Below are 15,464 nucleotides of genomic sequence, written 5' to 3' on the forward strand. Positions count from 1 at the left end.
CCCACCTGCTGTCGTGAAAACGCCGCGATTTCCGTGAGAAAACGCGGCGTTTTTCTTGCTGCTCGCGTTGGGCTACAGGCGTTCCAGCGTTTCCAGCAGGACCTTCACCTTGGTCACCGACTCCTGGTACTCGGCCTGCCAGGCCGAGTCGGCGACGATGCCGCCACCGCCCCAGCAACTGACCTTGCCATCCTTGACCAGCAGGCTGCGGATGGCGATGGAGCTGTCCATTTCGCCGCGCACGTCCAGGTACAGCAATGAGCCGCAGTAGAGGCCGCGCCGGCTGGGCTCCAGTTCGTCGATGATCTGCATGGCGCGGATCTTCGGGGCCCCGGTGATCGAACCGCCGGGAAAGCTGCCGGCGATCAGGTCCAGTGCGTCCTTGCCGGGCGCCAGCTCGGCGGTCACGCAACTGACCAGGTGGTGCACGTTGGGGTAGCTCTCCAGGGCGAACAGTTCAGGCACCTTCACCGAGCCGATACGGCAACTGCGGCCGAGGTCATTGCGCAGCAGGTCGACGATCATCAGGTTCTCGGCGCGATCCTTGCGGCTGGCCAGCAGCTCCTCGGCCTGGGCCAGGTCGTCCACGGCATCGACGCCGCGACGGCGGGTGCCCTTGATCGGACGGGTTTCCACCTGGCCCTCGCTGACCTTGAGGAAGCGCTCCGGCGAGAGGCTGAGGATGGCGTTGCCATCGCCCAGGTTCTGGAAGCCCGAGAACGGTGTCGGGCAGGCCTGGCGCAGCGCCAGGTAGGCCGCCCATGGGTCGCCTTCGCAGGGGGCCTGAAAGCGCTGGGCGAAGTTCACCTGGTAGCAGTCGCCAGCCAGGATGTACTGCTGGATGCGCTCGATCGCCTGGCGGTAGTGATTCTCGTCGATGTCGGCCTGGAACGGCTGGGACAGCCGGAAACTCGCCGGCTCCTCGCGGCTCGGGGCCTCGAACAGCGCCAGCAGGCGCTGCCGCTCGGTCTGCGGCAGGGCGGGGTGAAACAGCAGGTGGCTGGTGCCGAGCTGGTGATCGCTGATCAGTGCCCAGGCATACAGGCCGAAGCGCGCATCCTGCAGGGCGAGGTCATCGACGCTGTGTGCGGGCAACGCTTCCAGGCGCCGGCCGAAGTCGTAAGACAGGTAGCCGATCAAGCCGCCGACGAATGGCAGCTCCATTGCGCTCGGCGCCTCGGCGTTGCCGAGGCTGTGCAACGCGCCACGCAGGCGTTGCAGAAAAGCGTTGGCCGATTCGTCGTGCGCGGGCGCCAGTTCTGCCAATGGCCACGCGCTCATAAGGTCATAGCGTCCCCGCTTGGCACTCGGGCGTCCGGCGTCCAGCAATACGGCGCCGGGGGCCTGGCGGATGCGCTGGAAATAGTCGCCAGGGTCCGTCCGATAGGGAAGAGGGTGCAGAGAACAGCTGGGCATGCGGGCAGTCGGGAATTGGCTGAAAGGGCGATTGTAGTCTGCCGCTAACATTCATCCTAGAGCTTCTGCCGGGTTTGCTCCGGCGCACAGGGCTGATTAGTATGGAGCGCTTGCAGAACGTTGAACCGTTGTACCAGAACAATAATTAATGAAGGGATCCTGGCTATGGATGAAGTCATAGGTCCAGCCGCTGGAAGCCTGCAGCGTTCGAAACTTTCGCCGCCCCAGGCATCCACCGAGTATCTGCTAAGACCCCAGGTGGAGGCTGCGCTGTCAGCCCATCCCCATGCCCGCCTCGTGCTTTTTTCCGCGCCTGCCGGCTTCGGCAAGACCACTGCACTGATGGTGCTGGCCGAGCGACACCGCGAGGCTGGTGGTGCCGTGGCCTGGGTATCGCTGAGCGCCGATGATGACGATCCCGTGCGCTTCTTCCAGCAACTGATCGACGCGCTGGGGCGTGCCTTGCCGGGCCTGGGCGAGGATGCGCTGGGCTATCTGCGCAATACCATGCGCGTGCCGGTCGAGGCCGTGATGGAGAGCCTGCTGGCGGAAATGGCGCAGCGCAACGAGCCGCTGCTGCTGGTGCTCGATGACCTGCACCTGCTCCAGGACCCGGAGCTGCTCGCCGCTCTCAACCGCCTGGCCAAGCTGGCGCCGGCGAGCTTCACCCTGGCCATCGGCAGTCGTTCGCAGCCGGCCCTGAGCCTGGCCACCCTGCGTGCCAAGGGCATGCTGCTGGAGTTCGGTGCCGACGAGCTGCGCCTCAATCCCGAGGAGGTGCGCAGCTATCTCGAGCGCAGCGGCCTGCAACTGGAGCCTGACGCACTCAAGGCCCTGTACAGTCACACCGAGGGCTGGATGGTGGGCGTGCACCTGGCCAGCCTGTGGCTCAGGCACCATCCGCAGCCCGCACAGCGGATGGCGGAGCTGGGCGCCGACCAGACGGCGGTAGGCGACTACCTGCTGCGCTCGGTGTTCGAACAGTTGCCGCAGGCGCGGCAGGAGCAATTGCTGGCGCTGGGTATCGCCCAGCAGCTCAGCGGTGACCTGGCCAACGCCTTGTGCGGGCGTCAGGATGGCCAGCAGCTGCTGGAGGAACTGGAAGCCATGCAGCTGTTCCTTCTGCCGCTGGACCGTGAGCGGCAGTGGTACCGCTTCCACAACCTGTTCGCCGAATTTCTCCGCGCGCGTCTCAAGGAGCGCGATCCCGAACGCTTCAAACAGCTGCATTTCAACGCCAGCCTGTGGTTCACCAACCACCACATGCAGAACCTGGCCATCGAGCACGCCTGCCTCGCCGAGGATGCCGAGATGCTCGCGGCGTTGCTCGACGGCTGCGGCCTGGAGCTGATCAACCGTGGGCAGTTGAACCTGATCTACAAATGGCGCCAGCACGTACCGGACGACATCGCCCTGCGTTTCCCGGTGCTGGTGCTCGCCGATGTCTGGGTGCGGGCTGCCGAGCTGGGTTTGAACGAAGCCAATCGGATGCTCGATGAGCTGCTCGAGCGCTGGGGCGAGTCGCGCAGCAGCGGGCCGCTCAGCGACAAGTTGCTCGCGACCCTGGCGATCAAGGCGGTGATTGCCCTGCAGAAGGACGACCTGGATACCTGCGTCAGCCTGGCGCGTCGCATCGAGGCGCAGCTTGGTCAGCACACCGCCTTCCTCGAGGTGGCGATACTCACCGTCGGCGCGCTGGCCAACGTCATGCTTGGCCAGGCGGAGCAGGCGCGCAAGCTGCTGGCGCTGGCGCAGCAGCGCAACCACTTCCTCGAAGGCCGCTACCTGGACATGCAGCTGGCCAACGTGGAAATCCTGCTGTGTCTGGAACAGGGGCGGGTCAAGCAGGCGCAGCTGCTGTTCGACCAGTTGCGGGCGCGGATGATGCCCTGGTTCGGCGAGCGCTCGCGTGCGCTGGTTTTGCCGACCATCAGCGAATGCCTGATCGCCTACCAGCAGGGGCGCCTGGACGGCCTGCAGGATCGACTGCGCTGGGCGCTGGCGACCGTCGACGTGATCAATCCCATCGATCTCTATGCCCAGGCCATGCTCTGCCTGGCGCGGGTGCAACGTCTGCAGGATGCGCCCAAGGAGGCCAGCGCGACGCTGGTGCTGATGCAGAACCTGGCCGCGCGCAACAATTCCTGGCGCTTCTACGTGCAGGCGGTCACCGACGAGATCGCGCTGACCCTGCAGGAGCCGACGGCCGACCGCAGCAAGCGCGCCGAGCAGCGCCTGAAATCGGTCGACTGGAACAAGCTGGCCGCGCACTACACCCAGCGCAGCTTCAACCCGGTGCTCTGGGCGCTCGGCCTCAGCCGCATTCGCCTGCAGCAGGCACGTGGACACTTCAGCGAGGCCCTGCACGAGATCACCCAGTTGCGCAGCCAGTTGCAGAATGGCTGGCACGGTCTGCACCGCCTGCGCCTGGATCTGCTGGCGGCCCTGAGCTACCAGCGGCTCGGCTATCAGGAGCGTGCGCAGAGCCTGCTGGTGCAGTGCCTGATCGGCGCCGAGCGGGAAGAGGCGCGCAGCCTGTTCATCGAGGAGGGCGAGGCGATTCGCCAACTGCTCCAGCAGCTGGAGTCGGCCGAGCGCCAGCCAGCGCTGCAGGCCTTCATTCGCAGCCTGCTGTCCGCCTGGCCCGGGCAGGCGTCACGCCAGGCGCTGGACACGCTGGAGGAAGGACTGACCGAGCGTGAACGCGAGGTGGTCTGTCTGGCGGCCAAGGGCATGTCCAACGAGGAGATAGGTCAGCAGCTGTCCCTGGCCCTGGGGACGGTCAAATGGCACCTGCACAACATCTACGAAAAACTCAAGGTGCGTAACCGCACTCAAGCCATCCGCCGTGCTCGCGAGCTGAGTCTACTGGAATCATGAATAGCCATAATCCCGTGTGCCAGGTCAGTGTGCCGTTGCTGCGCACCAAGCTTTATCCGGTTCATGCCGAGGGCGCGCTGCTGCTGGAGCGCTCGGCATTGCTCGAGCGTCTGCTGGAGGCGCGCGAGCAGCGTCTGATCGTCCTCAGCGCTCCTGCCGGGTTCGGCAAGAGCACCGTGCTGAGCCAGCTGCGCGGTCGTCTGCAGCAGAACGGCGCGAGGGTCGCGTGGTTGTCCTGCGATGAAAGCGACAGTGAACCGGCGAGGTTCCTGCAGTATCTCGTGGCCGCCGTGCAGGCCGCCTGTCCCGGATTTGGCGGCAGCGCCTCGGCGTTGTTGCAGGGCGAGATCAGCTGGCCGCTGGAAGCGGTCATCGATGCCTTTCTCGATGACCTGAAGGCGCTGCGGGAAAACCTCTACCTGATGCTCGACGACTTCCACCGCATTCGTCATCCATCCCTTGGCCAGGGCTCGCGCTACCTGATCGAGCGCCTGCCCAGGCATGTGCGGCTGGTGGTCAGCACGCGCTATCAACCCCGTTTTCTCGAAGAGCCGCCATCGCTTGGCGCCTGGGCGTTCTGGCTCAAGGCGGAAGACCTGCGCCTGACCCGTGCGGAAACCGCCGCGTATTTCCGTGACATCAAGCGCCTTGCCCTGGAGGAGAGCGAGCTCAACCAGCTGTATGCCCGCACCGAAGGCTGGATCACCGCGCTGCATCTGGCGGCACTGGCCTTGCCACGGCAGCGTGATCGGGCAGCCTTTCTTGCCGGACTGTCGGGCGCCGAGCGCAACATCGCCGATTACCTGGCCGAGGACGTCGTCGCCAGCCTGCCGGAACCCGTGCAGCTGTTTCTCGACCAGACCTCGGTGCTCGACGAGTTCAACGCGCCATTGTGCAATGCCCTGACGGGTCGTCAGGACGGCGCCGAGATGCTGCGTCGCCTGCAGGGCGAGCAGCTGTTCGTGATCCCGCTGGACGAGCAGGGCGAATGGTTCCGCTATCACCACCTGTTCGCCGAGTTCCTGCAGGGGCGCCTGGCCAAGCGCGGCGATCCCGCACACCTGCTGCATGCGGCTGCGCGCTGGTGCGAAGGGCGTGACCTGGCCGACAAGTCGATCAAGTACGCCCTGCGCGCCCGTGACTACGGCTTTGCCGCCGAGCTGCTGGAGCGCCAGGGCGCGCGCCTGATCGCCGGCAACCGGGTCTACGGCATCCTCGCCATTCTCAAGGACATTCCCCCGGTGGTGATCGCCGAGCAGCCGGTGTTCCAGATCTTCTATGCCTGGCAGCTGGCCTTCGAGCAGAAGTTCGCCGAATCCGAGGCGTTGATCGAGGAGGTCAGCACGCGCCTGACCCAGGGCCGCGGCAAGGGCATGCACTTCGGCCTGATCGAGCTGCTGGCGGCTGCCCAGGTGCTCAAGGCGCTGGTGCTGCTGTATCAGGACAAGCTCGAAGCCTGCCTCAAGGTCGCCGGCCACTGGCTGGCCCTGGTGCCGCAGAACCAGCCGGTGTTCCGCGCCAGCCTGGCCTGCGTGCAGGCGGCGGCATTCGCGCTGCTGGGCGAGTTCGGCGAGGCGGCCAAGGCGATTGCCGTGGCCCGCGAGAATCTGCGTCAGTGCGAGAGCGAGTACCTGCACGTGATGGCCAGCCTGATCGAGGCGCTGATCTGCAAGGAGTATGGCGAGCTGGAGCGTGGCCGGGCCCTCGCCGAAACCGCACGCGCCCGCGTGGAGCAGGTGTTCGGCCGCCGCAGTCGGGTCGGTGGTCCGCTGGGGCTGGCCTATGCCGATCTGCTGTACGAGCAGGACCGGCATGGCGCGATACTCGCCGAATTGCCGCTGGCCACGACCTGGCGCGACGTGGCGACACCGGTGGAGCTGATCAGTCGCGGCAAGCTGGTCATGGCGCGGGCACGCTTCTTTGCCGGGGCTGCCGAGCAGGGTCTGGAAGAGCTGGACGAATGGCTGGCGGGCTTGCAGGGGCCGGGCTATGAACGGGTGTTCGCCATCGGCATGGGCTGCAAGGTGCAGTTTCTCCTGTGGCTGCGCCGGCCCAACGAGGCGCAGCGCATCTATCTGCAGCTGGAGCGCCACCTGGCGGCGCTGCCCATCGAGCGTTACGGCGACGCGCACACCGCGCTGGCACTGAGTCAGGCGCGCCTGGCATTGAGCGATCGGCGCGTGGACAAGGCACAAGCCAGCCTGGAGGCCTGCCTGGCCAAACAGGGGGCCGAGCATCAGCGTGACCGGCGCTTGCGCCTGAGCTTGTTACTTTCTGTGGCGTACTGGCGCAAAGGTAACAGCGACAAGGCCTTCACCCTGCTGCGCGCGACCCTGGAAGAGGCCTGGCAATGCGGCTACCGCCGTCTGTTCCAGGACGACGCCATCTGGTTGCTGCCGCTCTGGGAAGCCTGGCACGAGGCCGAGCCGAAGCCGGCTGCGGCCTGGCAGGGCGTGGCCGAGATGCTTCGCGAGCAGTGTCGCCGGCTGTCCATCGATCCTGAAAGTTTCGAGGAAAATCAGGATGTTAGCCACCGCGAGCGGGAGATCCTGCGGCTCGTGGCTGCTGGCCTCTCCAACCGCGACATCGCCCAGGCGGTGCACCTGTCCGAGGCCACCATCAAATGGCATCTGCACAACCTGTTTTCCAAGTTGGGGGTACGCAGTCGTACCCAGGCCGTGCTCAAGGGCAAGAGCCTGGGATTGCTTAGTGAGGCATGACGGGAATTGAGGATCGTCCTACCTGCTCCATCCCTTGGATGGGCTGGCAGGGGCGGGGTGGATCAGTAGCTTGTAGCCATCTCGGAGCGCCATGCGCTGCGTGAATCCAAACCTGGCGTACCTAGGGAAGCCGCGACAGGTCTGGTGATCGGCATGAGCCGATCAGGCTGCTCGTGACAGGACGTCACCGGCAGAGCCCGGGGCCCCCCCATTTGAACTGTGGAGATAACAACAATGATGACCCTGAAAAAACTCGCTCTCGCCGCCGCCGTCATGGCTGTTCCGTTCGTGGCCCAGGCCGACCTGAAAGCGCTGGATGACTCCGACCTGGCCGGCGTCACCGGTCAGGCTGGTATCAGCATCGCCGGTAACTTCGATGCCACCATCGGTTCGATCGTCTACACCGATACCGAAACCGGTGTCAGCGACGGCAGCAACAGCCTGAGCCTGAACACCGTCACCCTGTCCGGCTTCAACATCGACGAAGCCAACCCGCTGACCGTCGATGTGGTCGACAACAAGCTGGAAATCGGCCTGCCGGGCATCAACGGCGGTGTCGCCGTGGACGCCGTGAAGATCGGCAACGGCACCATTGGTGGCGTTGCCATCAACGGTCTCGACATGGCCGGCTCCACCGTCAAGATCTGGGGCCATTGATCCTCGCTTGAGCTGATCCGCAGGAGCTCTGTCGCTGTTCGCGGCCGGGCTCCTGTCTCGTTGTATGCAGTCGCGGATTGACCAATGATCGAAATTCTCGTGGGCAGCCTGATCGGTTTGTACGGTTTCACCGAGGCTGTCGACACCAAGCCGCAGCCAGCCGGGACGGTGAACATCACCCAGCCCCTGCTGCCCAATGGCCCGCTGCGCGAGTCGGTGGTGCTGGAGCCGATGAGTCAGTTGCAGTTTCGCAACGTGATTCGCCAGGCCTACGACTACAGCTGCGGGTCCGCGGCCCTGACCACGCTGCTCGACTACTTCCTGGGGCGCAACCTGGAAGAGCGCCAGGTGATGGAGGGGCTGCTGCATTTCGGCGAGGCGGAGAAGATCGTCGAGCGGCGCGGTTTTTCGTTGCTCGACATGAAGCGCTTCGTCACCGCCCTGGGCTACAAGAGCGGCGGTTTCCGGGCTGCGTTCGATGACCTCGCGCAGCTCGAACACCCGGCCATCGTGCCGATCGAGTACGCCGGCTTCAAACATTTCGTGGTGGTGCGCGATGTCTACAACGACCACGTGTTCATCGCCGACCCGGCGCTGGGCAACATCAGTTTCACCCGCGTGCGTTTCGAGGAGGTATGGGATCAGAACGTCCTGTTCGTGATCTTTCCCAGTGGCAACGAGCCGGCCAACGCCATGGCGCTGACCGACCGTGACCTGCGCATCATCGATGACCGCACCATCAGCATGCTGGCTTTCCGCGAGTTTCCGCAGATGGCCAAGTTCACCACGAATCAGGCCGACCGCTTAGGGTCGGGAGGCGACATCCAGTACATTCGCCGCAAGTGATTCACCCGGCATAACAACAACGATCTGGGGATAGCGTCATGGGAGTTTGGGGGTATGCATGGCTGGCCATGCTGGCGCTTGCTGCTGCACAACCGGCCCTGGCCGAGGAGGCCACGGTCGACGATGCGCGTGATGCGCTGACCAAGAAGGACGATGACGCCGACAGCGCCAAGGCGCTGGAAGAGGTGTTCCAGGCCGCCGAGAAGAGCTACACGCTGCTCAAGAAGGGCGAGCGTACGCTGACCTACGGCTTCGACTACTCGTTGCTGCGCGATACGCAGATCCAGACCGTACGCACCGGACAGAACGTCTACAGCGTGATCGGCCAGAGCGAGGCGCAGCACACCTTCACCAACTCCTTCACCTTCGACTACGGCGTCTGGGACAACCTCACCTTCAGCATGCGTGTGCCGTTCCTGGCCAAGTACGACACCGAGCGCGACCTCAGCACCTACAGCCTTGGCGACGTCTCCGCCAGCCTGCGCTGGCAACCCTGGTCGTCCGAGCGCGGCCGGCCGGTCACCACCCTGTTCGCCACCCTCGGCCTGCCGACCGGGGACAGCCCCTACGACGTCAGCCTCGACGATGGCCTGGCCACCGGAAACGGCTACTACAGCCTGGGCGTCGGCGCCAACATGTCCTATGTGATCGACCCTGTGGTGCTGTTCGGTTCGCTGGGTTACACCTACAACCTGCCGATCCGCGATGCCGACCAGGTGCGTGGCGGCCGCCTGCTGGAAGAGGTCGAGCCCGGCTCCAGCCTGTCGCTGAGCATGGGCTTCGCCTACGCGCTGTCCTACGACGTCTCGCTGGCGACATCGCTGCAGATGGCGCACAACCTGGCGCCGACGTTCAAGTTCAGCGACGTCACGCTGGAAGGGAACGAACAGACCAGTGCGGTGATGAACTTCTCGCTGGGCCTGCGCACCGCGCCGAACACCATCGTCAACGTCAATGCCGGTTTCGGCATGACCGAAGATTCGCCCGATGTCCTGCTCGGGATCTCCATGCCCCTTGATATCAAGGGGCTCAAGGCCGAGTAAGCAGCGAGCGAACCGGATATGAATCATCTTGCCAAGTTGCAGGCGCTGCTGCTGCTCGGGTTGGTCGCAGCTTGCGTCCTGCCCGCACAGGCGCAGTTGGCCAACAACCTGACCATCGGCAACCCCAAGGCCATGGCCATGGGCAACGCCGTGACCGCCGACTCCACCGGCATCGATGCCGTGCACTACAACCCGGCCGCCCTGAGCAAGCTCAAGGGCCGGCAGACGACGGTCAAGCTGCTCAGCGGGGTGATGGACATTCGCGCCAAGTTCGAGGCCCGCGAAGGCTATGGCTTCATGGGCTACGACGACGACCCGTTCAAGAACTCCAGCAGCCGCACACTGACGCCTACCATGTACCTGCCCGGCGTCGGCGGGATGACCGAGCTGCCGCTCCTGGTGGCGCCGCTGGCGGGGTTGTCGATCAACCCGCCAGGCTCGAAGTTCACCTTCGCCACCAATGTCTACGCACCCATGGCGCTGGGCTATTCACGAGACTCGGACGACGATCCGGGCCGTTTCCAGGGGCGCCAGGTGTCGTTGCAGCGCATCACCTACTTCTCGCCGTCGCTGGCCTACCAGGTCAACGACGAGTTGTCCCTGGGCTTGTCCATCGGCTTCTCTCACCAGGCGGTGGCGCTCAACCAGGACTTCCGCAACCCCGGCATGCTCACCGGCCTGACCCGCATTCTCAACGAAGCGCTGTGCCTGCCAGGCCTGGGCGACATCGTCGGAGCGATCATCAACGTCTGCAGCGGCAAGATCGGTCCATTCGACTCGCTGGCCAATCTCGATCTCGACCTCGAACAGAGCCTGTCGCCGACCTACAACCTGGGCATTCTCTGGGAGCCGACCGACTGGTTCGCCTGGGGGGCGACCTACCAGAGCGAGGCGCGGATGAACCTCAAGGGCAAGTACCGCATCGACTACAGCGAGGACTGGGCTGGTTTCTGGTCGGGCCTGCAAGGCTCGCTGTTTGGCCAGATCCTCAGCCCGATCTTCCCTTATGGCGTCGACCAGGAGGCCGGCAACGCGTCCTTGAAACTGACCTATCCGGACGCCTTCAGCACCGGTATCAAGGTGCGCCCCTTCGACAAGTGGCAGTTCAACCTGGACCTGCGCTGGGTCGATTACAGTGACTGGAACGAGTTCGAGATCGAATTCGACCGCGAGCTGGATCTGCTGCGCATCGCCACGACCTTCGGTGGCGGTAACGCCACCAGTCGCAGCATCATTCTCGACCGTGGCTATCGTGACACCTGGAGCTGGGGTGTCGGCGTGCAGTACGACGTCAACGATCGCCTGGCCCTGCGCGCCGGCTATGAGTACCGCCCCTCGGCCATTCCCGAGAACAAGGCAGACGTGCTGGCGCCGGTCGGTGATGCCGACCTCTACGGCCTGGGTCTGGGGTACCGCTGGGACAAGGACAGCACCATCGATATCGGTTTCAACTACTTTGTCTCCAAGCAGAACATTCCGGCGGGCAGCAGTTGCAACTTGAGCTGCGAAGGCCTGGACAATCTGGTCTACAACCCCTACGCCGGGCTCAACGTGGAAACCACGGTCAAGGCCTACATCTTCTCCATGACCTACACCTCGAGGTTCTGAGACCATGCGCAGGCTCGCGTTCGCTCTGTTGCTCCTGCCCGTCGCCTGGCAGGCCGACGCCAGCAGCCGTTACCTGACCTGGGTCGACGAGCAGGGCCGGGTGCACAACACCTTCGTCGATACACGCTTCGCCGAGCAGCAGCGTCAGGCGAGGCTGCATGCGGAAAAAAGCGACCAGGCCCGTCTGGGCGAGGGCGGCACCTGGCCGGGGAGTGCGCCGAGCACCGGGGAGAGCAAGCGCCGCTATTTCACCTGGGTCGATGGCAATGGTCAGCTGCAGAACAGCTTCTATGCCGGTGCGCAGGTCGCTGGCGCGTCCGGGAACGACCACGTGCTGGCCAGTGGCGAGCGGGCAGGGGACTACATCGACTCGGAGGTGCTGGAAGGTCGTGGTTTCTCCCGGGGTACCTCCGACAGCCCTTACTACACCTGGGTCGACGAGCAGGGGCGCATGCACAACTCATCCGTCCCGACGCGCTCTGGCCGCTCCGAGGCCGAGGCGCCCTCCAGCGTTCGTTACAGCGAAGGCCGGCAGATCGAGTTCGAGCGCAGCAAGCCGGCGCTCCCCATGCTCGACGGGCAACCGACCGCCGCCATGCAGGCGTTGCTCGCCGGCAGCCAGTCGCGTGGTGACGGGCTGTACAGTGAATTGTCGACACGCTGCTGTGGCCAGTTGCGCGACAGCGATTTCACCGAGCTTTCGGCCGAAGAGCCGCGTTACGAGGAGCTGGACCGCTTCTCGCCGAGCTTCGATTTTCCCATGGGACGCAGCTACTACGCGGCCGTGAAACTGCCGGCATCACGGCGCAGCTATGGCTTGCGGGTGCGCAGTTTCGCCAATCGCCAGGTGGTCTATCCGTCACTGCTGTTTCTCGATGAAGCCAAGCAGCCGACCCGGCTGGTCAGCGATGCGGTGTATCAGCTGCACCCGGAAACCTGGTACCGCTACGCCTTCATCGAGGGGACGGTGCAGGTGCGTGCCGAACGCGGCGAGCGCTACGTGCTGCTGATCACCACCGATGAGGACCGTAGCCTGCAGACGCTCGACAACAAGCCGTTCAAGCGCCCCTTGCAGGCGCTGGCGGTGGATGAGGCGGGTATGCAGCGCCATGCGCATGCCGATGAAGGGGCCTTCGAGCTGGCGATCATGCGCTAAGGGGGGGGGGGCTACCCGCCATGCGCGGGCGGGCAGCAGCCTCCCTGCAAGACAGGGAGGCTTGGGCGTCAGACTTCCTTGCTGACGACGTGGCCGAACAAGCCCTGGGAGAAGCGTACGCGTTCCTCGGCGTCTTCCTGCAGACCCTTGGCTTTCAGCTCTTCCAGGTGGGCCTCCACCGCGTGGGCGCGATGGGTCAGACCGCAGTCGTTGGCGATCTGGATGTTCAGGCCCGGGCGGGCGTTGAGTTCGAGGATCAACGGCCCCTTGTCCTGGTCCAGGACCATGTCCACGCCGATGTAGCCCAGGCCGCAGAGCTCGTAGCAGCCGGCGGCGAGCTTCATGAAGCCATCCCAGTTCGGCAGTTGCACGCCATCCACCGCGTTGGTGGTGTCCGGGTGCTTGCTGATCTTGTTGTTCAGCCAGGTGCCGCGCAGAGTGACGCCGGTGGCCAGGTCGACACCGACGCCGATGGCGCCCTGGTGCAGGTTGGCCTTGCCGCTGGACTGCCGTGTTGGCAGACGCAGCATCGCCATCACCGGGTAGCCCATCAGCACGATGATACGGATGTCCGGTACGCCCTCGTAGCTGATGCTCTTGAAGATGGTGTCCGGGGTCACGCGGTACTCGATCAGCGCGCGATCGCGGTGGCCACCGAGCGAGTACAGCCCGGAGAGGATGCTGGAAATCTGCTGTTCCAGCTCCTCATGGCTGACGATCTTGCCGGAGACGGTCTTGAAGCGATCCTCGAAGCGGTCCGCGATCACCATGATGCCGTCACCGCCAGCGCCCTGCGCCGGCTTGATGACGAAGTCGTTGCGCCCGGCGATGATCTGGTCGAGCTTGTCGATGCCCTTCTCGGTATCGATGATGCCGTACAGCTCCGGTACATCGATACCGGCCTCGATGGCGCGTTCCTTGGTGATGATCTTGTCGTCGACGATGGGGTACAGGTGCCGTTTGTTGTACTTCAGCACGTAGTCCGCATTGCGTCGGTTGATGCCCATGATGCCTTTGGCTTCAAGGGCCTTCCACGTCTTGATCAGGCCGAACATGGTCTTAGTCCTTGAGGAAGGCTTTGAAACGGAACAGTTCGGTCAGGCGGTAGCCGCGGTAACGACCCATCGCCAGCATGAAGCCCACCAGGATCAGCAGGATCGCCGGGAAGGTGAACACGAAGTACACCAGCTCCGGAACCATCATCAGCAGGTGTGCGACGGTGGCGGCGAACAGGGTACCGATGGCGACCTTGAAGGCATGGCCGCCGCCGCGCTCTTCCCAGGTGATCGACAGGCGTTCGATGGTCATGGTCAGGATCACCATCGGGAACAGGGCGACGGACAGGCCGCGCTCCAGACCCAGCTTGTGGCTGAACAGGCTGATGGCGGCGATCAGCACCACCACGAAGGTCAGCACCACCGACAGGCGTGGCAGCATCTGCAGCTTCAGGTGTTCCAGGTAGGAGCGCAACGACAGGCCGAGCGCCGTGATCACGGTGAACAGGAAGATGCCGAAGCCCAGCTGGGTTTCGCGGAAGGCCAGGGCGATCAGCACCGGGGTGAAGGTCCCCAGGGTCTGCAGGCCACCCAGGTTGCGCAGGATGAGGATCACCAGTACGCCGATCGGGATCATGACCATGATCATGAAGGTCTGCTGGGTCTGCAGGGGCAGGCCGTACAGCGAGTACTCGAGGAAGCTGGCGTCGGTGTTCTCGTCGGTCAGCTTGGCCAGGCGGATGGCATTCATCTCGCTGTTGTTCAGGCTGAAGCTGACCTGGGCCTGACGACCCCCTTCGAGGTTGACCAACTCTTCGTCACCGATCCACCAGACCAGGCGATCGGCGGGCAGGCCCTGCTCGCCGGATTCGGGATTGAAGTACAGCCATTTCTGGCCATTGAAGCTGCGCAGCCACAGCTCGGGCGACTGGGCGACCTCGGCCTGCAGGCGAATGGTGTGCACGCGTTCCATCGGCACGTGAGCGATGGACAGCAGCAGCTCGACGACCTTGGCCTTGTTGACGGTGGACGCGTCGCCGCCGAGCAGCAGCTTGACGTTGTCGTCGTTGGCGTTGTTGACGCGCTTGATGGTCTCGCTGATGAAGGTCTCGACATCCGCGGAATGCTGGCGGATCGGCGCGAGCAGCGCTTCTGCGGCGATCTTCTCCGGGCCCTCCACGGCAATGCTGTCACGGAAGATCGGCCCCTTGGCAGGTGCCTGCTCGCCGCTGTAACGCTTGGTCAGCACCAGGCGGTAGTAGAGGGTCTGCTTGCCGTTGGCGCGGCGGGCTGACCAGGTGACGCGGCGATTGCCGTCGACACGGTTGACGCTGACGCCATAGTTGTTGGAGATGAAACTCTCGTTGAGGCTCACGTAATCCTGGTTCAGCGGCGGTACGAACATCTGCAGCTTGACCGGCTCACGCGGGCTGGCCTGAAACTCGACCTTGGCGTCGATGTTCCACAGATCGTCGGTCTCGTCCTCGGTCACCGGGATGCCGAGAATGAAGATTTGGTATGCCGTAATCAGAACGCCCAGGGTCACCAGCAGGGTGATCAGGACTTTCAGATGCAGGTTCAGAGAGCGCATGGGAATTACTCGCCAGGGGTTGCGTCATCGGTGCAGCCGGGTTTTCCAGCTGCATATTTTAGGCTTGGATCGACCATGGCACCGAAATGCTTGAGGGCTTCGGAGCCGATCAGAAGCGGGTATTGGAATGCACTTCGGTCGGTCAAGTTCACTTCAATTGTGCGCAGGGCCTGCCCCATGCACAGTTCAAGGTCGATTACAGGGCGCGCGGTGTAGGTCTTGCCCTCGTCCGGATCGTAGTCGCCGGCACGGCGTTTGATCTTGCTGATACGCGCCAGAGGGCGCTCGATCGTGCGCTCGTGGGTGTCGTCGATGGCCAGCACGAAACGCACCCAGGTTTCCCCGTCGCGTTTGAAGCGTTCGATGTCCCGGGCGCTGAGCGAGGCGGTCTTGGCGCCGGTGTCGAGCTTGGCTGCCACCTGGAGGTCGAGCTCTTCGATGTAGATGTATTCGTTCAGGCCATAGACAGACTTGCCCATGGCCAGAGCAGGGCAGGACAGGGTCAACAGGCAGAGCAGCAAGGAGAAGGGTTTCAGTCTCATGAGTCCTTGA

At 64.2% G+C, this 15,464-nt stretch carries 11 protein-coding genes; 7 read left to right on the forward strand and 4 right to left on the reverse strand.

Features of this window, described 5'->3' with window-relative positions:
* Positions 1–72: 72 nt before the first annotated feature.
* On the reverse strand, positions 73–1,416 hold the full coding sequence (gene pabB / locus E4487_RS17760; RefSeq protein WP_175253997.1) for an aminodeoxychorismate synthase component I: 1,344 nt from the start codon (positions 1,414–1,416) through the stop codon (positions 73–75).
* A 165-nt stretch (positions 1,417–1,581) separates the two neighbouring features.
* On the opposite strand from pabB, the gene E4487_RS17765 reads away from it, so the two are divergent.
* The 7 genes from E4487_RS17765 to E4487_RS17795 all read left to right on the forward strand — a co-directional run bounded on the left by E4487_RS17765 (position 1,582) and on the right by E4487_RS17795 (position 12,326).
* Entirely contained in the window at positions 1,582–4,296 is a 2,715-nt protein-coding gene (locus tag E4487_RS17765) for a LuxR C-terminal-related transcriptional regulator (RefSeq protein WP_134677885.1), read from the forward strand.
* Positions 4,293–7,016, forward strand: a complete 2,724-nt coding sequence (locus tag E4487_RS17770; protein WP_037047729.1) for a LuxR C-terminal-related transcriptional regulator — start codon at positions 4,293–4,295, stop codon at positions 7,014–7,016. The genes E4487_RS17765 and E4487_RS17770 overlap by 4 nt, the downstream gene beginning before the upstream one ends.
* Before the next feature lie 234 nt (positions 7,017–7,250).
* Positions 7,251–7,673: a DUF6160 family protein gene (locus tag E4487_RS17775; RefSeq protein ID WP_037047726.1), complete on the forward strand. Its 423-nt coding sequence runs from the start codon at positions 7,251–7,253 to the stop codon at positions 7,671–7,673.
* Between the two features lie 84 nt (positions 7,674–7,757).
* On the forward strand, positions 7,758–8,519 hold the full coding sequence (locus E4487_RS17780; RefSeq protein WP_134677887.1) for a C39 family peptidase: 762 nt from the start codon (positions 7,758–7,760) through the stop codon (positions 8,517–8,519).
* A gap of 38 nt (positions 8,520–8,557) precedes the next feature.
* Complete coding sequence (locus tag E4487_RS17785; protein WP_037047719.1) at positions 8,558–9,562, forward strand: transporter; 1,005 nt, start codon at positions 8,558–8,560, stop codon at positions 9,560–9,562.
* An 18-nt stretch (positions 9,563–9,580) separates the two neighbouring features.
* Positions 9,581–11,170, forward strand: a complete 1,590-nt coding sequence (locus E4487_RS17790; protein WP_037047716.1) for an outer membrane protein transport protein — start codon at positions 9,581–9,583, stop codon at positions 11,168–11,170.
* Between the two features lie 4 nt (positions 11,171–11,174).
* Positions 11,175–12,326: a MalM family protein gene (locus E4487_RS17795; RefSeq protein WP_175253998.1), complete on the forward strand. Its 1,152-nt coding sequence runs from the start codon at positions 11,175–11,177 to the stop codon at positions 12,324–12,326.
* A gap of 68 nt (positions 12,327–12,394) precedes the next feature.
* On the opposite strand, the gene E4487_RS17800 is transcribed toward E4487_RS17795, so the two are convergent.
* Genes E4487_RS17800 through E4487_RS17810 form a run of 3 tightly spaced genes read right to left on the reverse strand, consistent with a single transcriptional unit; the run spans position 12,395 to position 15,454 of the window.
* Positions 12,395–13,381 (reverse strand): alpha-L-glutamate ligase-like protein, encoded by a 987-nt coding sequence (locus E4487_RS17800; protein WP_037047711.1) that lies wholly within the window; start codon positions 13,379–13,381, stop codon positions 12,395–12,397.
* A gap of 4 nt (positions 13,382–13,385) precedes the next feature.
* Entirely contained in the window at positions 13,386–14,912 is a 1,527-nt protein-coding gene (locus E4487_RS17805; RefSeq protein ID WP_037047708.1) for an inactive transglutaminase family protein, read from the reverse strand.
* Between the two features lie 5 nt (positions 14,913–14,917).
* Entirely contained in the window at positions 14,918–15,454 is a 537-nt protein-coding gene (locus E4487_RS17810; protein ID WP_037047706.1) for an ATP-dependent zinc protease, read from the reverse strand.
* Between the last annotated feature and the right edge of the window lie 10 nt (positions 15,455–15,464).

It is taken from the genome of Pseudomonas sp. BMW13 (assembly GCF_013357275.1).
Lineage (GTDB): Bacteria > Pseudomonadota > Gammaproteobacteria > Pseudomonadales > Pseudomonadaceae > Aquipseudomonas > Aquipseudomonas khazarica.